The sequence below is a fragment of the Streptomyces sp. NPDC005263 genome (assembly GCF_042872365.1).
In the GTDB taxonomy this organism is placed as follows: Bacteria; Actinomycetota; Actinomycetes; order Streptomycetales; family Streptomycetaceae; genus Streptomyces.
In genome coordinates, this window is sequence record NZ_JBIAKJ010000004.1 from 214205 (window position 1) to 237575 (window position 23371).

The window sequence follows — 23371 nt, forward strand, 5'->3', positions numbered from 1 at the left end:
TCCGTGAGAGAGGTTTCCGCGGCGGTACCGCGAAGGGATCCGCTGGGTTACTGCGGAGGGTTACCGTGCTTGCGGGACGGCAGGTCGGCGTGCTTGGTGTGCAGCATCGCCAGGGACTGGATCAGGATCTCGCGGGTTTCCGCCGGGTCGATGACGTCGTCGACCAGGCCGCGCTCGGCCGCGTAGTAGGGGTGCATCAGCTCGGACTTGTACTCCTTGACCATGCGGGCCCGCATGGCCTCGGAGTCCTCCGCCTCGGCGATCTGCCGACGGAAGATGACGTTGGCCGCGCCCTCGGCGCCCATCACGGCGATCTCGTTGGTCGGCCAGGCGTAGGTGAGGTCCGCACCGATGGACTGGCTGTCCATGACGATGTACGCACCTCCGTAGGCCTTGCGCAGGATCAGCGAGATCCTCGGGACGGTGGCGTTGCAGTAGGCGTACAGCAGCTTCGCGCCGTGACGGATGATTCCGCCGTGCTCCTGGTCGACACCCGGAAGGAACCCGGGGACGTCCAGGAACGTGACGATCGGGATATTGAAAGCGTCACACATCTGGACAAAGCGTGCAGCTTTTTCCGACGCTTCGATGTCCAGGACACCGGCCAGCGACGACGGCTGGTTGGCCACGATGCCGACCACCTGTCCGTCCAGGCGGGCCAGCGCGCAGATGATGTTGCGGGCCCAGCGCTCGTGGACCTCCAGGTAGTCGCCGTCGTCGACGATCTCCTCGATGACCTTGGTCATGTCGTACGGACGGTTGCCGTCCGCCGGGACCAGGTCGAGGAGGAGGTCGGAGCGGCGGTCCACGGCATCCGAGGACTCCACCCGCGGCGGGTTCTCGCGGTTGTTCTGCGGGAGCATCGACAGGAGGTAGCGCACCTCGGCGAGGCAGGTCTCCTCGTCGTCGTAGGCGAAGTGACAGACACCGCTGGTCTCGGCGTGCACGTCGGCGCCGCCGAGGCCGTTCTGGGTGATCTCCTCGCCGGTGACCGCCTTGACGACGTCCGGGCCGGTGATGAACATCTGCGAGGTCTCGCGGACCATGAACACGAAGTCCGTGAGGGCGGGGCTGTAGGCCGCGCCGCCCGCGCACGGGCCGAGCATCACGCTGATCTGCGGGATGACGCCGGACGCCTTGGTGTTGCGCTGGAAGATGCCGCCGTACCCGGCGAGAGCCGAGACACCCTCCTGGATACGGGCGCCCGCCCCGTCGTTCAGGGACACCAGCGGAGCACCGGCCGCGATGGCCATGTCCATGATCTTGTGGATCTTCGTGGCGTGGGCCTCGCCCAGCGCGCCGCCGAAGATGCGGAAGTCGTGGGCGTAGACGAAGACCGTACGGCCCTCCACCGTGCCCCAGCCGGTGATGACACCGTCCGTGTACGGCTTCTTGGCCTCCAGGCCGAACCCGGTCGCCCGGTGCCGGCGCAGCTGCTCGACCTCCCGGAAGGATCCCGGGTCCACCAGCAGCTCGATGCGTTCCCGTGCGGTCAGCTTGCCCTTGGCGTGCTGCGCCTCGGTGGCCTTCTCGCTCGGGCCGGCCAGCGCCTGCGCACGGATCTCGTGCAGCTCGGCCACCCGTCCCCGCGCGTCCGTCGGCTCACCCGTCGTCTCACCCGGCGCCTCATCCAAAACGGTCATGTAGCGACCATACGAAGCGGACGGTGAAAAGCTCGCCGTTGACTCCGAACAGTCTCCGGACCGTTTTCCTGGTACCACTGAACAGAACCGTGGCGGCCTACATGCCTTCGGACTGCTCAGGGGGCGTTCCCCTTGTAGGGGTCGTACAAAGTCGTCACCTGAGAGCCACCTCACAGACATGGGTGGCAGATGCCCTCCCCGGAGTGATTCTCAGGTCCAGTCGGCGGTCCGCCGAAAGCACCTCGACCGTGTCGTCCGCCCGGGTCACCGCGCGCACCGGGTGCTCCCAGGTGATCTCCAGGGGTTCGCCCGTTCGGGGCGGTTCGCTCACGCAGAGGGTGGCAGTACGGCCCCGGCGCCGGAGCAGCACGCTCGCGCCGGCGGACGCGGTCAGCCCGCCGACCGTACCGGACCGCCAGAAGTTGGCGGCGGTGAGGCCCAGGGAGGGGACGCGGACCGCCTGGCAGGCGGCGTCGTTGGCGAGGACCGACAGCCAGTGCCGGTCGGCTGCGCGGGAGGCGACCGTACGGCGGGAGGCTCCGGGGAGCAGGACGTAGACGTACGTGGCGTCCGTCGGGTCGGTGCCGTGCTCCAGCCAGAGGGTCTGCCAGCGGCGGGTGCGGCGCTCGGTCGTGCTGGTGATGTTGATGTCGGACCAGGCGCCGGTACGGTCCTCCCGGAGTGTCCGCAGGCTGCCCTGCCGGATCACCCAGCCGCCGTGGCTCTCCAGGTGGGCCCAGCCGTGCCCCCGCACGAAGGCCGGGGTGCCGCCCTCCCCCAGGTTGCGGTTGTCGACGACCGTCTCGACCGGGACGCCGTCGGCGCAGGTGATGCCCGCGCCGAGGCAGATCACCGCGTCCGCGACGCAGAACCAGGACTTACGGGCCTCGAGGGTGGACTCCAGCCCCTTCAGGTGCTGGCCGATCGCCGCGTACTCGCCGTCGGTGGTGCCGCCGACCCAGCGGACGTCCGGCTTGGGCGCGCCCCACTCGCCGCCGGCCCGGTCGGGGAGCCGCTTGGTGGAGACGGTGGTGCCGGGCAGGCGGTACCAGTCGACGGTGGGCCAGTACCAGTCGGTGTACTGGTCGGCCCGGCCGGCCGGCCACCAGGAGAGCATGCCGGCGCTCGTGTGCCAGCCGCGCGGGTTCTCGCCGTTGCCGCACTCGTAGGACGCGATGCGGTCGCTCGCCATGGCGATGCTCGCGGTGAAGGCGGGGCGGCGGTGCACGGCCCGGTCCATCGCGGCGAAGAGCCGGTGACCGACGGGTTCCGGGGCGGCCCGCCCCGGGGAGGCGGCCACCGCGTGCAGTCGGGCCAGGTCGGCCACGTCGTACTGAGGCGCCGTCAGGACCGGTGTCACGGTGTCCCGTTCGATCCATCCCTTGATCCGGGCGTGCCAGCGATCGCGCTCCGCGGGACTCGCGCCGGCGGCGAGCAGGGCGATCGCGGCGATGAGGCCCTGCCCGTGGTAGTGGTCGCTGCGCAGGACGTGGCGGTCGTCGCTCTTGAGGTAACCCCGGCTGATGGCACGCCCGTTGACGGCGTCCATCACCAACCCGTCGTGGATCAGCGGCGCGTAGGCGTGCTCGACGCTGTCCAGGACGATCTGCCGGGCGGGGTCGGTCACCTCCCACGCGGAGCCGGCCAGCAGCGCGAAGAGACGGCCGAGTCCGTCGAGCATGACCTGGCCGTAGGTCCCCGAGTAGGCGACCCAGGTGTGCTGCACGAACGAGCCGTCCGCGTAGAGGCCGTCCCCCTGGGTGACGTACGGGAAGACCGGCGAGAGCGCGTCGCGGGCGAGGGCGATGGCGGCGGGCTCGCGGCCCAGAATGCCGCGCAGGGCGACGGACCGGCACAGGTCCACCCGGTTGGCGCCGGTGGAGGTGCCGGAGTAGTCGGTCAGCAGCGCGGCGGGGATGAAGTGGTCGACCGCGGCGCAGGCGGCTTCTCGGCGGTCCTCGGTGAGGTGGTCGTACAGGGCGGCCGTGATGTCCATGAGCAGACGGGGGCTGCCGATCTGCCATTCCCACCAGTTGCCGTAGCGGGTGGTGGAGGGGTTGTAGACGGTGGCGGAGAGATGGTCGAGGCCGCGGACCACGTCGGCGAGCAGCTCCTCGTCGCCGGTCGACCCGGTGCCGTCGCGGACGTATGCCTGGGCCATGGTCCACAGGCGGCCGTAGCTCTGGGTGATGCCGGCGGGCGGGTCGTAGGGCTGGCCCGGCCACAGGGAGCCGGCGGTCGGGGCCATGGTGGCGCGGAAGCCGCGGGCGAGCACGCCGGTCTCGGCGAGGCGGGAGGCGTACGGCTCGGCGGCGGGGCCGTAGCCGGCGCCGAGGGCGATGTCGAGCCAGCGGCGGCGCAGGGCCGTGAAGGGGTCGTCGGCCGGGTCGCCCGCGCCGCGCGAGCCGGGGGCCGCCGCGGCGGTCGTCGCCATGAGGGCGGCCGTGAGCAGGAGGCCTCTGCGAGTGGGCCGCACGGAGGCAAGGGCCGCTAAGGCTCGGCGCTGGGGATTCATGCCCCCTTCGTCTACCACCTCGGCCTCGGCAGGCCAACACTTGGTGAAAGGCATTGAAGCGAGTCCGGAATAGGTCTACCGTCGTCCCTGTTGGTGTCGTTGAACATTAAACATCCTCTCCCCGGGAGCAGAGCATGAGCATCTTCGGCCGTAAGGACTCCGCCGACCCGACCGCCGCGGCGACCGCCGCTGTGAGCCCGGACCTGGCCGCGGTGACCGGCGACTACACGATCGACCCCGCCCATTCCTCGATCGGCTTCGTGGCCCGGCACGCCATGGTCACGAACGTCAAGGGCAAGTTCCTCGACTTCAGCGGCTCGCTGCACCTGGACGGAGTCGACCCGTCCGCGTCCACCGCGTCCATCGACGTCACGATGGACAGCATCGACACCGGCTCCGCGGACCGCGACGGGCACCTCAAGAGCTCGGACTTCTTCAAGACCGACGAGTTCCCCACCATGACCTTCCGTTCCACCTCGGCCGAGGCCCTGGGCGGCGACGACTACCGCATCACCGGCGACCTGGAGATCCTCGGCGTCACCCGGCCGCTCAGCATCGACCTGGAGTTCAACGGCGCCGCGAAGGACCCGTTCGGCAACGAGCGCGTCGGCTTCGAGGGCAAGGCGGAGATCCTGCGCTCCGAGTGGGGCCTGACGTGGAACGCCGCGCTGGAGACGGGCGGGGTCCTGGTATCCGACAAGATCAAGCTGAACTTCGACATCTCGGCGATCAGGAACGCCTGAGCCGTCACGGCGGTGTGTTCGACGGCCGCGCCACCCCATGAGCCCGTCGCCCTGTCCCCGTAGCGGGCGGGGCGACGGGCTTCGTCGGTAACGGTCAGGTCGCCCTGCGGCCCCCGCCCCCTTTTCGACCTCGGGTTACCGATCCGATCCGGACAGTGGTGGCCGGATCAGGCCCCTTGTGTGGGTGCTCACAGCGTTCTCATAATCCAGCGACAGAATTTGTCCTGCCCATGCCAGTCAATGGGCGTTCTTTTACTGTCCATAGTGACATGCGCACGACAATTCTGGCGCTTCGGATGTATGAGCCCGCAGCTCAACCCCCACGGAAGGTCACCCCGTTGAAGAGACTCCTCACGGCCCTCAAGAGATGCGCGGCCGTCGGCGCCGTCGCCCTCGCGGTCGCCAGTCTTCAGCCCGTCTCGGCCGCGCAGGCCGCCCCCTCGCCCGTCGTCGGCGGCACCCGCGCCGCGCAGGGCGAGTTCCCGTTCATGGTCCGGCTCTCGATGGGCTGCGGCGGCGCGCTGTACACCCAGCAGATAGTGCTCACGGCCGCCCACTGCGTGAACGGATCCGGCGCCAACACCAGCATCACCGCCACCGCGGGAGTCGTCGACCTGCAGTCCAGCAGCGGCCGGGTCCAGGTCAAGTCGACCAGGGTCCTCCAGGCCCCCGGCTACAACGGCACCGGCAAGGACTGGGCGCTCATCAAGCTCGCCCAGCCGATCAACCTGCCCACGCTGAAGATCGCCACCACCACGCAGTACAACACCGGCAACTTCACCGTCGCCGGATGGGGAGCGGCCCGCGAGAACGGCGCTCAGCAGCGGTACCTGCTCAAGGCCACGGTGCCGTTCATCAGCGACGCCACCTGCAAGGGATACGGCGGCCTCTACAGCGGCCTCGTCGCCGGCGAGGAGATCTGCGCGGGCTTCGCCGCGGGCGGTGTCGACACCTGCCAGGGCGACTCCGGCGGCCCGATGTTCCGCCGGGACTCCGCCAACGCCTGGATCCAGGTCGGCATCGTCAGCTGGGGTGACGGCTGCGCCCAGCCGAACGCCCCCGGCGTCTACACCGAGGTCTCCACCTTCGCCTCCGCCATCGCCTCGGCGGCCTCCACGCTCTGACGCGTCAGGGCTCTGACGCGACCAGGCACCTATGCGTCACCGCCTCCGACGCGACCAGGCACCTATGCGTCACCGCCTCCGACACGTCTGTTCTCGTACGACGTCCGTGGGCCCGGCGCGCCATCCGCGCGCCGGGCCTCGCACTCGCCGCGTCCCTTCAGCCCGTCGGTTCAGCCCTTCTGGTTCGGTCCGTCCGGGTCGTCAGAACCCGCCGCCGAAGTCCCCGCCTCCGCCGAAGTCGCCGCCCCCGAAGTCCCCTCCGCCGAAGCCGCCGCCGAAGTCGTCCGGGTTGAAGTCCGCGCCGGACAGGTCACCGCCGTCGTAGCCGGCGGCACCGAAGTCGCCGTAGCCGGAGCCGTAGTCGGCGGCGTAGGCCGGGGTGGCCATCATGCCGCCGAGCATGGTGCCGATGAGCAGGCCGGGCAGGAGCCCGCCGCCGAAGTAGCCGCCCGCCCAGGGGCCGTAGGCGGGGCCCGCCTCCCAGTACGGGCGACGGCCGTACTCGGTGTCGACCTCGCGGACCATCGGGTCGCGGCCGTCGGCCAGCCGGGTCCGGTCGGCCGCGCAGACGGGGACCTCGCGGGCAGAGCCGCCCGGCGGCGTCCAGGTCGCGTCGGCCACCGACAGACCGTGCCGCGGGTCGAAGAAGCAGGGCGGTCGGCGGTCGGGCAGCGGCCGGCCCTCGCGGCGGGCGGCCAGGGCGGCGAGCGAGAAGCGGCCGTCCGCCAGGGACTGGGTGACGGCCCGCACGTCCTCCGGCCTCCCCGCCTGAGCCATCGCCGACTTCGCCCGGTCATAGGCGTCCAGGGCACGCTCGTAGTCCGCGCGCATGGCGTCGTCCGCGCCCGCCTCCGCCGGATGGAAGTCGAGGCGGTCCAGTTCCTCGCCGAACGCGGTGATGTCCTCGTCGACGACGACCCGCAGCTCCTCAAGCGCGGCCCGCTGCTCCTCCTCGTGGCGCCGCCGGTTGCGCCGGACCAGCGTGTAGGCGCCCGCTCCACCCACCAGGAGCACCGCGCCGACGGTGACCAGCGCGGCGGTGGAGACCCTGCCGGCACCGTCGGAGGAACCCCAGGTGAAGGGCGCCGAACCGCCCATGTTGGTCAGGGCGCGGTCAGTGAAGTCGCCGAGCTGCGTCGTGGTGTCGCTCTCGCCCCGCACGCTGCCGACGAGGTTGTGCACGGCGGCCCGGGACAGGACCGCGGAGTCCGCGCGGGCGTCGAAGTCGGCGCCCAGGCGGATCGCGTAGAGACCGGTGATCCCGGTGTCGGTGCGCAGGTCGTTGAAGAGGTTCCGGGTCGGGTACCCAGCCGGCAGCACGGCGATGAACAGGGGCTTGTCGGCGTCCTTGATCTGCCGGGACAGGTCGGCGGCGTCGGCAGCCGAGAGCTGTGCCCGCGCGGCCGGGTCGACGTAGACCGGATTCTTGCGCAGGGCCTCGGCGACGGCCGAGACACTGGTGGCAGTGGGGGCACGGGCTGCGGTGGGGGCGTTCGTGACCGCCGTCGCGCTGGTCGCAGCCGTGTCGGGCTGGGCCGCGTCGGCGCTCGGGGCGCCCGCCGCCAGGCCCGTCAGAAGGGCCAGGACGACGAGCGCCGGTGCGAGCAGCATCCGGGTCGGGCCTTGGAGCTGCGGTGCGGCCTTCATGCCTCGAAGGTACCCAAAAGGGATGCAATCAGACATGGCGGAAGACGAGGCTTCAGGCCGTGTCGGCACCACCCCCAGGGGCGGTCCTACTCCGCCGGCTCCACCCCCGCGCGCAGCAGCCCGTACGCGTACGCGTCCTCCAGCGCCTGCCAGGACGCCGCGATCACGTTCTCCGCGACGCCCACCGTCGACCACTCCCCCGCCCCGTCGGACGTGGAGATCAGGACCCGGGTGGTGGACTGGGTGCCGTGGACGCCCTCCAGGATGCGGACCTTGTAGTCGACCAGGTCGAGCTTGGCGAGCTGCGGGTAGATCTTCTCCAGCGCGACCCGCAGGGCCCGGTCCAGGGCGTTCACCGGGCCGTTGCCCTCCGCCGTGGCGACGATGCGCTCACCCTTGGCGTAGAGCTTGACCGTGGCCTCGTTGGCGTGGCTGCCGTCGGGGCGGTCCTCGACGATCGCGCGCCAGGACTCGACCTCGAAGTACTTCAGGGGCCTGCCCTCGACCTCGGCACGCAGCAGCAGTTCGAAGGACGCGTCCGCCGCCTCGTACGTGTAGCCCTTGAGCTCGCGTTCCTTGACCCGGTCGACCACCCGGCCGACCAGCTCGCGGTCGCCGCCGAGGTCGACGCCGAGTTCCTTGCCCTTGAGCTCCACCGAGGCACGGCCCGCCATGTCGGAGACCAGCATCCGCATGGTGTTGCCGACCTGCTCGGGGTCGATGTGCTGGTACAGGTCGGGGTCGACCTTGATGGCGGAGGCGTGCAGGCCGGCCTTGTGGGCGAAGGCGGAGACGCCGACGTAGGGCTGGTGGGTGGAGGGGGTCAGGTTCACCACCTCGGCGATCGCGTGCGAGATGCGCGTCATCTCGCGGAGCTTGCCCTCGGGCAGCACCTTCTTGCCGTACTTCAGCTCCAGCGCGGCGACCACCGGGAACAGGTTGGAGTTGCCGACCCGCTCGCCGTAGCCGTTCGCCGTGCACTGCACGTGGGTCGCGCCGGCGTCGACCGCGGCGAGGGTGTTGGCGACCGCGCAGCCCGTGTCGTCCTGGGCGTGCATCCCGAGCCGGGCGCCGGTGTCGGCCAGCACGGTGGAGACGACCGCCTGGACCTGCGCGGGGAGCATCCCGCCGTTGGTGTCGCAGAGGATCACCACGGACGCGCCGGCCTCCGAGGCGGCCCGTACGACCGCCTTCGCGTACTCGGGGTTGGCGCGGTAGCCGTCGAAGAAGTGCTCGCAGTCCACGAAGACCCGGCGGCCCTGCTCGTTCAGGTAGGAGACCGTGTCGCGGACCATCTCCAGGTTCTCGTCCAGCGTGGTGCGCAGGGCCAGTTCCACGTGCCGGTCGTGCGACTTGGCGACCAGCGTGATCACCGGGGCGCCCGAGTCCAGGAGGGCCTTGACCTGCGGGTCCTGTGAGGCCTTGGCACCGGCCCGGCGGGTGGCGCCGAAGGCGACCAGCTGGGCGTGCTTGAAGTCGATCTCCTGCTGGGCGCGGGCGAAGAACTCGGTGTCCCGCGGGTTGGCGCCGGGCCAGCCGCCCTCGATGAAACCCACGCCGAAGTCGTCCAGGTGCCGCGCGATGGCCAGCTTGTCCGCGACGGTGAGGTTGATGCCCTCCCGCTGCGCGCCGTCGCGCAGGGTGGTGTCGAAGACGTGGAACGAATCGTCGAGTTCGCTGGTTTCGGTCATGGTGTCAAGGCTCCTGTGTTGGATCTCGGTCTACCGGAATGACCGGCTCCACCGTCCCCACATAGTCCCTCGCGCTCTCGCCTCCGGCTGCGGGTGGGCCAGAAAAAGCGAAAAACCCCTCGCGGGTGCGAGAGGTCTGCGCGCGGGTCGAGGACGACGGTGTCCGCCCGTACCTGGTCGTACGTGGCGGTCACTGCGGACCGGCGCGCCTGCTGCCAATAATCATGGCGAACGAGAGCACGGGGGCAGTCTGGCACAACCCGCCCCGCCGCTCACCGACCGTCTCAGAATGCGAGCCTGTGATCTTGCCTGTGGGCGTGAGCACCCGCTGGTTGCCCGAGTGGGCCTGCTCCGCAGTCAGGGACGGCCCGCCGAGCGGAGGGAGACCCGAGCCCCCGCCGTAGGCCGTGGCGAGCCCCGCCATGGGTCGTGGCGGGGCTCGCGATGTCCGTGGGGCTCGGGATACCCGCGACGCCCGCTCGGCTCAGCCCAGCTTGTGCATCCAGCCGTGCTTGTCCTCGTTGACCCCCCGCTGGATGCCCAGCAGGGCCTCCCGCAGTCGCAGGGTGACCTCACCGGGGGTGCCGTCGCCGTGCGTCCAGGCGGAGTCCTTGGTCTTGACGTGGCCGACCGGGGTGACCACGGCCGCGGTGCCGCAGGCGAAGACCTCGGTGAGGGCGCCGGAGGCGGCGTCCGCGCGCCACTGCTCCAGCGTGACGACGTCCTCCTCGGCGGTGTACCCGAGGTCGCGGGCGACCTGGAGGAGCGAGTCGCGGGTGATGCCCTCCAGGATCGAGCCGGTGAGCGCGGGGGTGACGATGCGGTCGCCGTAGACGAAGGCGATGTTCATCGAGCCGGACTCCTCGACCTTGGTGCGGGTCACCGCGTCGAGGTAGACGACCTGGTCGCAGCCGTTGCGGGCGGCCTCCGCCTGGGGCAGCAGGGAGGCCGCGTAGTTGCCGCCGGTCTTGGCGTCGCCGGTGCCGCCGGGGACGGCACGGACGTGGTCCTCGGAGACCCAGATGGTGACCGGCTTGACGCCGCCCGCGAAGTAGGCGCCGGAGGGGGACGCGATCAGCATGAAGAGGTACTCGTTCGCCGGGTGCACGCCGAGCGCGGCCTCCGTGGCGAACATGAACGGGCGCAGGTAGAGGGACTCCTCACCGCCGTGCGACGGCACCCAGTCGGCGTCCTGCCCGATCAGCGCGTCGAGGGCGGCGATGAACAGCTCCTCGGGCAGCTCGGCCATGGCCATCCGGCGGGCGGAGTTGCGAAAGCGGCGGGCGTTGGCCTCGGGGCGGAAGACCGCGACCGAGCCGTCGGACTGGCGGTACGCCTTGAGGCCCTCGAAGATCTCCTGGCCGTAGTGAAGGACATGGGTGGAGGGGTCGAGGGAGATCGGCCCGTACGGAACGAGCTGCGCGTCGTGCCAGCCGCGCCCCTCCGTCCACTTGATGGTCACCATGTGGTCGGTGAAGTGGCGGCCGAACCCGGGGTTGGCCAGGATGGCCTCGCGCTCGGCGGCGGAGAGCGGGCTGGCGGACGGCTTGAGCTCGATCGTCGTGGGCGTCGTCATGAGTGGTGTCCTTCACCGGTTGTAGTGACGGGCCGCGCTCACGCCCGTACTGCCAGTGGCCAGTGCTAGGACGTCCGAGCATTCCCTCATTCCGCGGCTCCGCGTTCGATTATCGCAAGCGGGAGCCCGATGGGGCACCACCCGCGCCCTGGAGGGGGCCGGGGGGCGAGAACGGAGGGAAACGCGACCCAGGGGTTGATGGTGGCACCCGGCGGGGACATGCGAAAGCCGCCGGGTACGGAGTGACCCGGCGGCTTACGGTAAGCGCGGCGGGTCAGCCGGCTACGCGTACGGCGAGCGCGTCGCCGATCTCGGAGGTGCTGCGGGCCGGCTTGCCGGTGCGCTCCGCGAGGTCGACGGAGACCGCCTCGTCGATACGGGCGGCCTCGGCCTCGTAGCCGAGGTGACGCAGGAGCAGGGCGACGGACAGGACCGTGGCGGTGGGGTCGGCCTTGCCCTGGCCTGCGATGTCCGGGGCCGAGCCGTGCACGGGCTCGAACATGGACGGGAACTCGCCGGACGGGTTGATGTTCCCGCTCGCGGCGACGCCGATGCCGCCGGAGACGGCCGCGGCGAGGTCGGTGATGATGTCGCCGAAGAGGTTGTCGGTGACGATCACGTCGAAGCGCTCGGGCTGCGTGACCAGGTAGATGGTCGCCGCGTCCACGTGCATGTACTCGGTGGTGACCTCGGGGAACTCCGCGGCCACCTTGTTGAAGATGTTCGTCCACAGGTGACCCGCGAAGGTCAGCACGTTGTTCTTGTGGATCAGCGCGAGCTGCTTGCGCGGGCGGGCCTGGGCGCGGGCGAAGGCGTCCCGGACCACACGCTCCACACCGAAGGCGGTGTTGACGGAGACCTCGGTGGCGACCTCGTGCTCGGTGCCCTTGCGGATGGTGCCGCCGTTGCCGGTGTACGGGCCCTCGGTGCCCTCGCGGACGACGACGAAGTCGATCTGCGGCTCGCCGGCCAGCGGGGTGGCGACACCCGGCAGCAGCTTCGACGGACGCAGGTTGACGTGGTGGTCGAAGGCGAAACGGAGCTTGAGCAGGAAGCCGCGCTCCAGGACACCGGACGGCACCGACGGGTCGCCGATCGCGCCGAGCAGGATCGCGTCGTGCTGCTTGAGCGCGTCGAGGTCGGCGTCCGTGAGGGTCTCACCGGTGGCGTGGAAGCGCTTGGCCCCGAAGTCGTAGTCCTTGGTCTCCAGCTTCACATCCTGCGGAAGGACGGCGGAGAGCACCTTCAGGCCTTCGGCCACGACTTCCTGGCCGATGCCGTCACCGGGGATCACTGCGAGATTGAGGCTGCGAGACATGTCGGCACCGTACTCCTTGTCCCATGGGATGACATGCGTTGTCCGCGATACGGACACGCGGGAGTGCTGTCGGGAGGACGTGCACGCCAACCCGTTGCCCCTCGTTCACCCGTACGTATGGCCGGTGTTGAGGTCTGCTGGGAAGTTCACCCTCATGGAGACACCCGACTGCGGCATCCCGCCCGAGCTCGCGCGCCGGATGAGCATGCCCGAGCAGTACGAGTACCTGCGCACGAAGCTGTCGCGGCGCCGCGCGCTGGTGACGGCGGGCGCGGTGGCGGGCGGGCTGCTGACGGGCTGTTCGGGCGGCGGCTCTTCGCGCGCCGCGGTCAGCCCGACGGCCTCGGCGTCGGCGTCCGGGACACACGGCTCGGCCGTCGTCCCGTTCGGCCGGCATCTCGCCTTCGGCGCCGATCCGCGGACCGGGATGCGGATCTCCTGGCAGGTCCCGCTCGCGGTGCGCGGACCGTACGTCCGGATCGGCACCCGGCCCGACGAACTGAGCCGGAAGATCCACGCCGAGGTACGCGATCTGCACACGCCCGGGGTGAGCGGGGTCCGCCTGGCGCTGGACCAGTTCTATGTGCACGCGGCCCTGGACGGCCTGCTCCCGGGCACCACCTACTACTACGGCGTCGGCCACGACGGCTTCGACCCGGCCGCGCCCGCCCACCGCTCGACGATCGGCTCGTTCCGTACCGCCCCGTCGGCCCCGGAACGGTTCGTGTTCACCGCGTTCGGCGACCAGGGTGTCAGTCAGGCGGCCGCCGCCAACGACGATGTGCTGCTGGGCCAGAAGCCCGCCTTCCACCTGCACGCGGGCGACATCTGCTACGCGGACGGCACCGGCCACGGCGAGAAGTCCGACGGCTACGACCCCGGCTACTGGGACCTGTTCCTCAAGCAGAACGAGCCGGTCGCGAAGTCGGTCCCGTGGATGGTGACGACCGGCAACCACGACATGGAGGCCTGGTACTCGCCGGAGGGCTACGGCGGCCAACTGGCCCGCTGGTCCCTCCCGGACAACGGCTTCGACCCGCGTACCGCACCGGGCGTGTACGCGTTCAGGTACGGCAACGTCGCCTGCGTGGCACTGGACGCGAACGACGTCTCGTACGAGATCCCCGCCAACTTCGGCTACACGGGCGGGAAGCAGACGGCGTGGCTGGACGGGAAGCTGGCCGAGCTGCGGGCGGACGCCGCGGTGGACTTCATCGTGGTCTTCTTCCACCACTGCGCCTACTCGACCTCCTCGCACGCCTCCGACGGGGGCGTGCGCAAGGAGTGGCTGCCGCTGTTCGCCAAGCACCAGGTGGACCTGGTGATCAACGGCCACAACCATGTGTACGAGCGCACGGACGCCATCAGGCAGGGCGAGGTGGGCCGCCCGGTCCCGATCGGCGCGACCACCGACCCGACACGGGACGGGATCGTGTACGTCACGGCGGGCGGCGGCGGCCGGGACCTGTACGGCTTCCCGGTGGGCGTGAAGGAGAGCTACGAGGGGCACGTCAAGGACCGCGAGTCCGTGGAGTCCTTCCAGTGGACGAAGACGCAGCAGTCCAAGAAGGAGACCGTCGAGTGGTCCCGGGTGCGCTACCGCGGGTTCTCCCTCCTCTCGGTGGAGGCGGAGAGCGGTACGCGCCCGAGGCTCACGGTGTCGGCGCTGGCGCAGAACGGGAAGCGCATCGACCACTTCGAGGTGCGGCGGGGCGCGTGATCCCGCGCCTCGGCTCCGCGCGGGCTCACGTGTGGCGCGGGCCCGCTGTCCGGCGGGCTCGCGCTGCGCTTTCGCCGGTCAGTGGCCGGTCGAGCCGCCGTTGTCGCGGCGGTCGAGGGCACGCTGGAGCGCGGCGGCGGCGTTCTTGCGGTCGGACTCACTCGTGCGGGAGAGGTGACGGACTCGGCGGCGGGCGGTCGTCTCGGCCATGAGGAATCGACTCCTTCGAGATCCCGGAGCGGAAAAAGGGATTACGAGACGCCGGAAGGGGCGGGGAGCGGTGCCGCAGGGGTTGCCTGCACGGGGCCCGGCTCACGACCGCCATTCGCTGGATCGAGCGAGACGTTCGGCTCCTACAAAGTTAAGGGAGGACCGCCTGTCTGTCTCCACAATTACTCGGACTTCCTACTATCTGAGACGGCGTCCTGCATCACCCCGCACCGACCTGCGGTTTCACCAGCGGGGAGGTCCTCGCCCCGGACGCACGGAACGGGCCAGGTCGACGAGACCTGGCCCGTTCCGGGTGCGTGAGGGCTCAGCCCATGTGCGGGTACGGGTAGTCGGTCGGCGCGACCAGCGTCTCCTTGATGGCGCGGGTGAGGGTCCAGCGCATCAGGTTCTGCGGGGCGCCGGCCTTGTCGTTGGTGCCGGAGGCCCGGCCGCCGCCGAAGGGCTGCTGGCCGACGACGGCGCCGGTCGACTTGTCGTTGATGTAGAAGTTGCCGGCCGCGTAGCGGAGCTTGTCCATGGTGTACGCCGCCGCCGCACGGTCGGCCGAGATGACCGAGCCGGTCAGCGCGTAGTCGGACACCGACTCCATCTGGGTCAGCATCTCGTCGTACGCGTCGTCCTCGTAGACATGGACCGCGAGAACCGGGCCGAAGTACTCCGTCGTGAAGACCTCGTTCTCCGGGTCACCGCACTCGATGACGGTCGGGCGGACGAAGTAGCCGACCGAGTCGTCGTACGAACCGCCCGCGACGATCGCGCAGTTCGGGTCGGCCTTCGCGCGGTCGATGGCGGCCTTGTTCTTGGCGAAGGCGCGCTCGTCGATGACCGCGCCGATGAAGTTCGACAGGTCGGTGACGTCGCCCATGGCGATGCCGTCGACCTCGGCGGCGAACTCCTCGCGGAAACCGCTGTTCCAGATCGACGCCGGGATGTAGGCCCGGGAGGTCGCGGAACACTTCTGGCCCTGGTACTCGAAGGCACCGCGGGTCAGGGCGGTCTTGAGGATCGCGCGGTCGGCGCTCGGGTGGGCGACGACGAAGTCCTTGCCGCCGGTCTCGCCGACCAGACGCGGGTAGGTGCGGTACTTCTCGATGTTGGCGCCGACCGTCTTCCACAGGTGCTGGAAGGTCTTGGTCGAGCCGGTGAAGTGGATGCCCGCGAGGTCGCGGTGGTTCAGGGCGACCTCGGAGACCTCGATGCCGTCACCGGTGACCAGGTTGATGACGCCCTTGGGCAGCCCGGCCTCCTCGAGGAGCTGCATGAGCAGGACCGCGGCGTGCGTCTGGGTCGGGCTCGGCTTCCACACCACCACGTTGCCCATCAGCGCGGGCGCGGTGGGCAGGTTGCCCGCGATCGCCGTGAAGTTGAAGGGCGTGATCGCGTAGACGAAGCCCTCGAGGGGGCGGTGGTCGAGGCGGTTCCAGACGCCCGGGGCGTTCGCCGGGGGCTGCTCGGCGAGCAGGTCACGGGCGTACTTGACGTTGAAGCGCCAGAAGTCGATGAGCTCGCAGGGGGTGTCGATCTCGGCCTGCTGGGCGGTCTTCGACTGGCCGAGCATGGTGGAGGCGGCCAGCGTCTCGCGCCAGGGACCGGACAGCAGCTCGGCGGCGCGCAGAATGATCGCCGCGCGGTCGTCGAAGGACATCGCACGCCAGGCGGGCGCGGCGGCGAGGGCCGCGTCGACGGCGTCCTGGGCGTCCTGCCGGGTGGCATTGCCGTAGGTACCGAGGCGCGCCTTGTGGTTGTGCGGCTGCACGACGTCGAAACGCTCACCGCCGCCCAGTCGCCGCTCGCCGCCGATGAAGCACGGCAGGTCGACGGGGTTGTCGGCCAGCTCCTTGAGCTTCGCCTCCAGGCGCGCGCGTTCCGGCGAACCCGGGGCGTAGCCGTGCACCGGCTCGTTGACGGGGGTGGGGACCTGGGTCACAGCGTCCATGGGTTCCTGAACTCCTTCTTGAGCGGTGGGTTTCCGGGGCTCAGCCCTTGGTGATCATGCTTCGCGCGAAGAACCGCAGATTGGCCGGCTTCTCCGCCAGCCGCCGCATGCTGTGCCTGTCCGGGGGACGACCCCCGGACCCCCGGCAGAGCCGCGGCACAGCGCGGTCGCGTCAGCCATGGCCGATCATGCTCCGCGCGAAGAACCGCAGATTGGCCGGCTTCTCCGCCAGCCGCCGCATGAAATAGCCGTACCAGTCCGTTCCGTAGGCGGTGTAGACGCGCATGCGGTGACCCTCGGCGGCGAGCCGTAGGTGTTCGTCGCCGCGGATGCCGTACAGCATCTGGAACTCGTACTCGTCGAGCTTGCGGCCGGCCTTCCGGGCGAGTTCCTGTGCGATGGAGATGAGGCGCGGGTCGTGGGACCCGACCATCGGGTACCCCTCGCCCTCCATCAGGACCTTCAGGATCCGGACGTAGGCCTTGTCGATCTCGTGCCGGTGCTGGTGGGCGACCTCGGCGGGCTCGTTGTACGCGCCCTTGACCAGCCGCACCCGGCTGCCGCTCGCGGCGAGCCTGCGGGCGTCGGCCTCGGTACGGAAGAGGTAGGCCTGGATCACGCAGCCGGTCTGCGGGAAGTCCTTCCGCAGTTCCTCGTGGATGGCGAACATCGAATCGAGGGTGGTGTGGTCCTCGGCGTCGAGCGTCACGGTCGTCCCGATGGCGGCGGCGGCCTCGACGACGGGACGGATGTTGGCCAGGGCCAGTTCGTGGCCGCCGGGGAGCGCTTGGCCGAACATGGACAGCTTGACGGACATCTCGGCACGGGTGCCGAGCTCCAGCCGCTCGAGCCGGTCGATGAGCTCCAGGTAGGCGTCCCGGGCGGCGGCGGCCTGGTCGGGGGTGGTGATGTCCTCGCCGACGACGTCCATCGTCAGCTCCAGACCCCTCTCGGTCAGGTCCTGGACGATCGACACGATCTCGTCGACGGTCTCACCGGGGATGAAGCGGTCGACGACCTGTTTGGTCACCGGAGCCGCCGAGACCAGGCGTCGGATCCGGTCACTGCGCGACGCGGCGAGAATCACGGGACCCAGCACGGGGCACCTCCACATACCAACCCTGATGAGGCCGATACCCGAAGATTCGGGTACGGCACGGAGAACCACCGTGAAACCTAAGGATCTCTCCGATGGTGTGCCATCGACAGCTGTCACGCATCCGTGCCCTGGATCTCAGACAGATGTATGAAGGCCTCGCGCCGATGGGGGAGAATGCCCGGGTGACGTCGGATTCCGCGCCCTTCAAGAACATGGGTGACTACCAGGAGCTGGTCGATGAGATCTCCGAGCTCCTCGGGGCCCCCGCGACCCTGGAGAGCCGGGACTTCGAGCTGATCGCCTTCGGCGCGTACGACAGTGAGGGCGACCTGGACGCGTCGGCGCTGGACCCCGTGCGGACCCGCTCGATCCTCGCCCGGCGCTCCACGCCCGCCGTCCGCTCGTGGTTCGAGGGGTTCGGCATCACCCGGGCGACCGGGCCGGTCCGCATCCCGCCCACCCCCGAGGCGGGCGTCCACCGGGGGCGGATCTGTCTCCCCGTACGGCATCGGGGTGTCGTCCACGGTTACGTCTGGCTGCTGGACAACGATCCGGGGCCGACCGAGCGGCAGCTGGCGGCGGCGATGGAGGTGACGACCCGCATCGGCGCGCTCCTCGCGGACGAGGCGCAGCACGGTGCGGATCTGAGCAGGGAGCTGCGGGCGGTCCTGACCGCCGAGCGCGGCTGGCAGCACGACATGGCCGTCGCCGAGTTCCGCACCGCCCTCGGCCCGCGCGCCGACACCCTCCACACAGTGGTGTGCGTGGCCCCCTGGCCGTCGGCCGACCCGGAGGACGCCCCGTCCGTCCGTACGGTCCCCGGTGCGACGGCCCTGTGCACGGTCCCGTGGGGGACGACGGCCCACTCCCTCGCCCTGCTGATCCGGCTCCGCGCACCGGACGTTCTGACACCGGCGACCTCGGCGGCGGGACGGCTGCTGGAGCGGACGGGAGCACAGACCGGGAGCGGCGGAGCCGGTCGAGCCGGTGGAGCCGGTGGAGCCGGTGGAGTCGGCGGCCGAAGCGGCGAGGTCGGCGGGGTGGGCGCGGTCGCCGCCGGTATCGCCGTGGCCCGCGTGGGCCTCGCCGAGCTGGGCGCCTCCTGGCGGGAGGCCTCGGCCGCCGCTCGGGCCGCGCTGGCGGAACCCCGGTTCGGGCCGGTGGCCGAGTGGGCGGACATCGGTCCGTACCGTCTGCTGACCTCGCTGCCCCCTCAGGCGGCCCAGGATCCCGCCGTACGCGCTCTGCTCTCCCCCGCCCACCGCGAACTGGCCCGCACGACCGAGATCTACCTCGACTGCGCCGGCCAGGCAGCCCGCACCGCCGCCGAGTTGGGCATCCACCGCCAGACCCTCTACTACCGCCTGTCCCGGGTCGAGAAGCTCACGGGCCTGGACCTGGACGACGGCGAGGACCGACTGCTGCTGCACATGGTGTTGAAGGCGATCCGGCTGTGAGCGGGTACGGGGCGGCTGCGCCGCGGGATCCTCACGGCATGCCCCTGCTGATGATCGATCTCGACAACACCCTGGTCGACCGGGACGCCGCCTTCCGGGAGGCGCTCGCGTCGTTCCTCGCCGAGTACGCGCTGCCCGCCGGCGATCTCCCCGGGCTGCTGGCCCTCGACGCGAGCGGCTACACGCCCCGCCCGGACGTCGCCCGGGCCATGCTCGACCGCTACGGCGCCACGGTCCCCGACTCCGCCGTGCACGCCCTCCTCGACCACGGCGCCGCCGAACGCGTCACCCTGCCGGAGCCGACCCGCCGCGCTCTCGGCGAGGCCGTCGCGGGCGGCTGGGCCTGCGTGATCGTCAGCAACGGGCGCGTCGCCCAGCAGGAGACGAAGATCCGGATCACCGGGCTGGACCGGCTCGTCCACGGCTGGGTGGTCTCCGAGGCCGTCGGCCACAAGAAACCCGCGCCGGAGATCTTCCACGCGGCCGCGTCCCTGGTCGGCGCACGGCCCGACGGCGCCTGGATGATCGGCGATTCAGCGCACACGGACGTCCGGGGCGCGAAGGACGTCGACGCGCACAGCGTATGGGTGTCGGGCGGGCGGCCGTGGACCGAGGCCGGCTACCGGCCCACCCGGATCGCCCGGGACACCGCCGGCGCCATCCGCCAGGTCGTCGGCCCCAGCTCAGCTCCCGCTAGCTGCGTGTAGCCGCGGCGATCACCTGGCGGAGCCCCTCGGTGAGCTGATCCGCCTCGGGTGCGGTCTTCGGGTCGAAGGTCCACTGCGCGATGACCCCCGTCATCAACGTCACGAGCAGCGCACCGAGGGTGTCGACGGTCTCGTCCGGGACGTCCTCCTCCCGTCCCCCCATCAGCAGCGGGATGAGCCCCCGCCCCGCCTCCCGCTGGGCCAGCGCCAGATGGTCGCGCACCTCCGGCAACTGGTCGCCCATGACCACGATCTCCATGCTGAGGTGCCACAGCGAACCGGGCTCCCGCATGGTGCCGATGATGTTCGACCACACCTCCCGGAACCGTTCGAGGGAACCGGGCTCGGCACTCATGGCGGTCCCGTCCCCCTCGAACGCGTCGCCCATTCCCTCGACCAGTGACACGTACGCCTGGGCCAGCAGCGCGCCCTTGGAGCCGTAGTGATAGCCGATCGAGGCCAGGTTGGTCCCCGACTCCTTGACGATGTCGCGCGCCGTCGTCCGCGCGAAGCCCTTCTCCAGCAGGCAGCGTTTGGCGCCTTCGAGCAGATCCTCACGGTGTCCCATGCGGCCCACCCTACCGCCACTTCATACAGCCGTCCTAGACGTACGTATTACACAATCGTTCTAGACAAGCGTTTAAGACGTGCGTACATTCCTCGGCATGACCTCGAATCCGACGAGCACCACCCCGCCTCCCGCCCGAGCCGGGCGCCGTGAATGGACCGCCCTCGGCGTGCTGATGCTGCCGCTGATGCTGGTCTCGATGGACGTCTCGGTCCTCTACTTCGCCATCCCGGCGATCAGCGCCGACCTGGAACCGAGCGGCACCCAGCAGCTGTGGATCTTCGACATCTACGGGTTCGTGCTGGCCGGCCTGCTGATGACGATGGGCTCGCTGGGCGACCGCATCGGCCGCCGCAGGCTGCTCCTGATCGGCGCCACCGCCTTCGGCTCGGCCTCCCTGGTCGCGGCGTACGCGAACAGCGCCGAGACCCTGATCGCGGCCCGCGCGATCCTCGGCATCGGCGGCGCCACCCTGATGCCGTCGACGATGGCGCTGCTGCGCGCCATGTTCACCGACCCGGGCCAGCGGGCGAAGGCGATCGGCCTGTGGTCCGGCGTGATGACCGCCGGCATCGCGCTCGGCTCCGTGATGAGCGGCGTGCTCGTCGAGCACTTCTGGTGGGGCTCGGTCTTCCTGGTCAACCTGCCCGCGATGGCACTGCTGCTGGTGCTCGGCCCGATCCTGCTGCCCGAGTCGAAGGACCCCGCGCCCGGCCGCTTCGACTGGCTGAGCGTCCCGTTGTCGATGGCCGCGGTGCTTCCGGTGATCTACGGACTGAAGGAGATCCCCTCGGAGGGCTGGCACGCCGGCTACGTCGTCTCGATCACCGTCGGTCTGCTCTTCGCGGTCCTCTTCGTGCACCGCCAGCGCACCGCGGCTTCGCCGATGATCGACCCGGCACTGTTCCGCGGCCGCGGCTTCGCGCCGTCCGTCGCCCTGAACCTCGTCTCGGCGTTCGGGATCATGGGGTCGGCCTACTTCACCACGCAGTACCTGCAGTCGGTGCTCGGCAAGAGCGCACTGGAGGCGGCCCTGTGGGCGCTGCTGCCGTCGGTGCCGATCGGGGCCGCGGCGCCGGTCGCGACCACCCTGGTCCAACGGGGCGTCGACCGTGCCCACGTGGTCACCGCGGGCTTCGCGATCGCCTCGGGCGGCTTCGCGCTGCTGGCCCTCGCCGGGACGGACTCGATGTGGCTGGTGCTGGTGTCCTGCGCCGTCCTCGCGGTCGGCGCCGTCATCGTGATGTCCCAGATCATGGACCTCGCGATGGGCACCGCCCCGGTGGAGCGGGCGGGCACCGCGTCCTCGCTGATGGAGACCGGCACGGAGTTCGGCGGCGCCCTCGGCATGGCCGTCCTCGGCTCCATCGGCACGGCGATCTACCGCCACGCGATCCCGGCCTCGGCGCCGGCTCCGGCGCACGAGACGCTGGGCGGGGCACTGTCGGTGGCGGATCGGGTCCCAGGCCTGGCCGCGGTCGCGCGGGAGGCGTTCACGAGTGGGATGCAGGGCGCTGCGATCGCGGGTGCGGTGGTGCTGACGGGAGCGGCGGTGCTGGCGGCGGTGACCCTGCGGCAGGTCAGCGTGCGGGAGGCGCCGAAGACGCCGGAGGCGGAGCAGGCCACGGTCTGAGGAACGTCGAACGCCGGACGGGCTGAGGTTTCTCAGCCCGTCCGGCGTTTGAGGACAAGGCCCGTTCAGGGCCGAAGCGGGGGTCCGGGGGCGGCAGCCCCCAGAGGCAACGAACCCCTCAGACGAGGTTCACCGCACGCGCGGACGTCGCCCCGATCTCCTCCGCGACCTCCGCCAGCACACCGGCGGGCACCGCGTCGTCGACGGTCAGCACCGCCAGCGCCTCGCCGCCGGCCGCCGACCGGGCGACCTGCATACCGGCGATGTTGATCCCGCCCTCGCCGAAGACCCGGCCGACGGTGCCGACGACACCGGGCCGGTCCTCGTACCGCAGCACCACCATGTGGTCGGCGAGCGCGAGGTCGACGTCGTAGTCACCGACCGCGACGATCTTCTGCAGGTGCTTCGGGCCGGCCAGCGTGCCGGAGACCGACACCTCCTCGCCGTTGCCGAGCGTGCCGCGCACGGTGACGACGTTGCGGTGTTCGCTGGACTCCGAGCTGGTGGTCAGCCGCACCTCGACGCCGCGCTCCTGCGCGAACAGCGGGGCGTTGACGTACGACACCGTCTCGTCGACGACGTCCTCGAAGACCCCCTTGAGGGCGGACAGCTCCAGCACCTTCACGTCGTGCTGGGTGATCTCGCCGTACACCTCGACGTCGAGGCGGACCGCGACCTCGCCCGCGAGCGCGGTGAAGATGCGGCCGAGGCGCTCGGCGAGCGGCAGACCGGGCTTGACGTCCTCGGCGATGACACCGCCCTGGACGTTCACCGCGTCCGGGACCAGCTCACCGGCGAGGGCGAGCCGCACCGACCTGGCGACGGCGATACCGGCCTTCTCCTGCGCCTCGTCGGTCGACGCGCCGAGGTGCGGGGTGCACACCACCTGGTCGAGCTCGAAGAGCGGGGAGTCCGTGCAGGGCTCCTTGGCGTACACGTCGAGACCGGCACCGGCGACCCGGCCCTCCTTGAGGGCGGAGTACAGCGCCTCCTCGTCGACGATCCCGCCACGCGCGGCGTTGACGATCCGCACCGACGGCTTGACCTTGTGCAGCGCCTCGTCACCGATGAGCCCCAGGGTCTCGGGGGTCTTCGGCAGGTGCACGGTGATGAAGTCGGCGACCTCGAGCAGCTCGTCGAGGGAGAGGACCTTCACGCCCATCTGCGCGGCCCGGGCAGGCTGGACGTAGGGGTCGTACGCGACGACCTTCATGCCGAAGGCGGACATCCGCTGGGCGACGAGGGCGCCGATGCGGCCGAGGCCGACGACACCCAGGGTCTTCTCCGCGAGCTCCACACCGGTGTACTTGCTGCGCTTCCACTCGCCGTTCTTCAGCGCGGTGTTGGCCTGCGGAATGTAGCGCGCGGTGGCGAGCAGCAGACCGCAGGCCAGTTCGGCGGCGGTCACGATGTTGGAGGTGGGGGCGTTGACGACCATCACTCCGGCCTTGGTGGCGGCGGAGACGTCGACGTTGTCCAGGCCTACGCCGGCTCGTGCGACGACCTTCAGCTTGTTCGCGGCGGCGACGGCCTCCGCGTCGACCTTGGTGGCCGAACGGATCAGGATCGCGTCGACATCGGCGATGGCGGGCAGCAGCTCGGCCCGGTCGGCGCCGTTGCAGTGCCGGATGTCGAAGTCCGGGCCGAGCGCGTCGACAGTCGCGGGCGACAGCTCTTCAGCGATGAGTACGACAGGTTTCGAGCTCACGTGAGTCCTCACAAGTCCATAGCGTGCGGACGGCCGTCCCGACGGCCGCAGGCGG

Annotated in this window: 17 protein-coding genes; 6 read left to right on the forward strand and 11 right to left on the reverse strand. The window is 70.6% G+C overall.

The window, feature by feature from the left end:
- Positions 1 to 47 precede the first annotated feature (47 nt).
- Both ACFYRY_RS19535 and ACFYRY_RS19540 read right to left on the reverse strand, forming a co-directional pair.
- Positions 48 to 1643: an acyl-CoA carboxylase subunit beta gene (locus ACFYRY_RS19535; RefSeq protein WP_389146755.1), complete on the reverse strand. Its 1596-nt coding sequence runs from the start codon at positions 1641 to 1643 to the stop codon at positions 48 to 50.
- Between the two features lie 154 nt (positions 1644 to 1797).
- Positions 1798 to 4158: a polysaccharide lyase 8 family protein gene (locus ACFYRY_RS19540; RefSeq protein WP_389146758.1), complete on the reverse strand. Its 2361-nt coding sequence runs from the start codon at positions 4156 to 4158 to the stop codon at positions 1798 to 1800.
- Positions 4159 to 4292: 134 nt separating this feature from the next.
- Between ACFYRY_RS19540 and ACFYRY_RS19545 the strand changes: the two genes are divergently transcribed.
- Both ACFYRY_RS19545 and ACFYRY_RS19550 read left to right on the forward strand, forming a co-directional pair.
- Positions 4293 to 4901 (forward strand): YceI family protein, encoded by a 609-nt coding sequence (locus ACFYRY_RS19545; protein WP_389146761.1) that lies wholly within the window; start codon positions 4293 to 4295, stop codon positions 4899 to 4901.
- Positions 4902 to 5239: 338 nt separating this feature from the next.
- The gene (locus tag ACFYRY_RS19550; RefSeq protein ID WP_389146764.1) at positions 5240 to 6025 is read left to right on the forward strand and encodes a S1 family peptidase; all 786 of its coding nucleotides are present in this window, start codon (positions 5240 to 5242) and stop codon (positions 6023 to 6025) included.
- A gap of 201 nt (positions 6026 to 6226) precedes the next feature.
- Here the strand turns inward: ACFYRY_RS19550 and ACFYRY_RS19555 are convergent, their stop codons facing one another.
- From ACFYRY_RS19555 to ACFYRY_RS19570, 4 genes are all read right to left on the reverse strand, one after another.
- Positions 6227 to 7672, reverse strand: coding sequence for a hypothetical protein (locus ACFYRY_RS19555; protein WP_389146766.1), 1446 nt, complete (start codon positions 7670 to 7672; stop codon positions 6227 to 6229).
- Between the two features lie 86 nt (positions 7673 to 7758).
- Positions 7759 to 9363, reverse strand: a complete 1605-nt coding sequence (gene cimA, locus ACFYRY_RS19560; protein ID WP_389146768.1) for a citramalate synthase — start codon at positions 9361 to 9363, stop codon at positions 7759 to 7761.
- 484 nt (positions 9364 to 9847) lie between these two features.
- On the reverse strand, positions 9848 to 10939 hold the full coding sequence (locus ACFYRY_RS19565) for a branched-chain amino acid aminotransferase (RefSeq protein ID WP_389146770.1): 1092 nt from the start codon (positions 10937 to 10939) through the stop codon (positions 9848 to 9850).
- Between the two features lie 274 nt (positions 10940 to 11213).
- Positions 11214 to 12257: a 3-isopropylmalate dehydrogenase gene (locus ACFYRY_RS19570; protein WP_389146773.1), complete on the reverse strand. Its 1044-nt coding sequence runs from the start codon at positions 12255 to 12257 to the stop codon at positions 11214 to 11216.
- Between the two features lie 154 nt (positions 12258 to 12411).
- Here ACFYRY_RS19570 and ACFYRY_RS19575 point away from each other — a divergent pair, with 154 nt between their 5' ends.
- The gene (locus tag ACFYRY_RS19575) at positions 12412 to 13977 is read left to right on the forward strand and encodes a purple acid phosphatase family protein (protein WP_389146776.1); all 1566 of its coding nucleotides are present in this window, start codon (positions 12412 to 12414) and stop codon (positions 13975 to 13977) included.
- Positions 13978 to 14055: 78 nt separating this feature from the next.
- Here ACFYRY_RS19575 and ACFYRY_RS19580 read toward each other — a convergent pair whose 3' ends face one another.
- From ACFYRY_RS19580 to ACFYRY_RS19590, 3 genes are all read right to left on the reverse strand, one after another.
- Positions 14056 to 14187, reverse strand: coding sequence for a hypothetical protein (locus tag ACFYRY_RS19580; protein ID WP_115905715.1), 132 nt, complete (start codon positions 14185 to 14187; stop codon positions 14056 to 14058).
- Positions 14188 to 14512: 325 nt separating this feature from the next.
- A complete protein-coding gene (gene pruA / locus ACFYRY_RS19585) occupies positions 14513 to 16144 on the reverse strand; it encodes an L-glutamate gamma-semialdehyde dehydrogenase (RefSeq protein ID WP_389146779.1) in 1632 nt (543 codons plus the stop codon).
- 172 nt (positions 16145 to 16316) lie between these two features.
- Positions 16317 to 17243 (reverse strand): proline dehydrogenase family protein, encoded by a 927-nt coding sequence (locus tag ACFYRY_RS19590; protein ID WP_389146782.1) that lies wholly within the window; start codon positions 17241 to 17243, stop codon positions 16317 to 16319.
- Positions 17244 to 17407: 164 nt separating this feature from the next.
- On the opposite strand from ACFYRY_RS19590, the gene ACFYRY_RS19595 reads away from it, so the two are divergent.
- Entirely contained in the window at positions 17408 to 18700 is a 1293-nt protein-coding gene (locus ACFYRY_RS19595; protein ID WP_389146785.1) for a PucR family transcriptional regulator, read from the forward strand.
- A gap of 38 nt (positions 18701 to 18738) precedes the next feature.
- The gene (locus ACFYRY_RS19600) at positions 18739 to 19407 is read left to right on the forward strand and encodes an HAD family hydrolase (protein WP_389146787.1); all 669 of its coding nucleotides are present in this window, start codon (positions 18739 to 18741) and stop codon (positions 19405 to 19407) included.
- Here the strand turns inward: ACFYRY_RS19600 and ACFYRY_RS19605 are convergent.
- On the reverse strand, positions 19394 to 19975 hold the full coding sequence (locus tag ACFYRY_RS19605) for a TetR/AcrR family transcriptional regulator (RefSeq protein ID WP_389146790.1): 582 nt from the start codon (positions 19973 to 19975) through the stop codon (positions 19394 to 19396). The genes ACFYRY_RS19600 and ACFYRY_RS19605 overlap by 14 nt on opposite strands.
- Positions 19976 to 20072: 97 nt before the next feature.
- On the opposite strand from ACFYRY_RS19605, the gene ACFYRY_RS19610 reads away from it, so the two are divergent.
- On the forward strand, positions 20073 to 21608 hold the full coding sequence (locus ACFYRY_RS19610; RefSeq protein ID WP_389146792.1) for an MFS transporter: 1536 nt from the start codon (positions 20073 to 20075) through the stop codon (positions 21606 to 21608).
- Between the two features lie 118 nt (positions 21609 to 21726).
- On the opposite strand, the gene serA is transcribed toward ACFYRY_RS19610, so the two are convergent.
- Complete coding sequence (gene serA, locus ACFYRY_RS19615) at positions 21727 to 23316, reverse strand: phosphoglycerate dehydrogenase (protein WP_389146795.1); 1590 nt, start codon at positions 23314 to 23316, stop codon at positions 21727 to 21729.
- Positions 23317 to 23371: the final 55 nt, after the last annotated feature.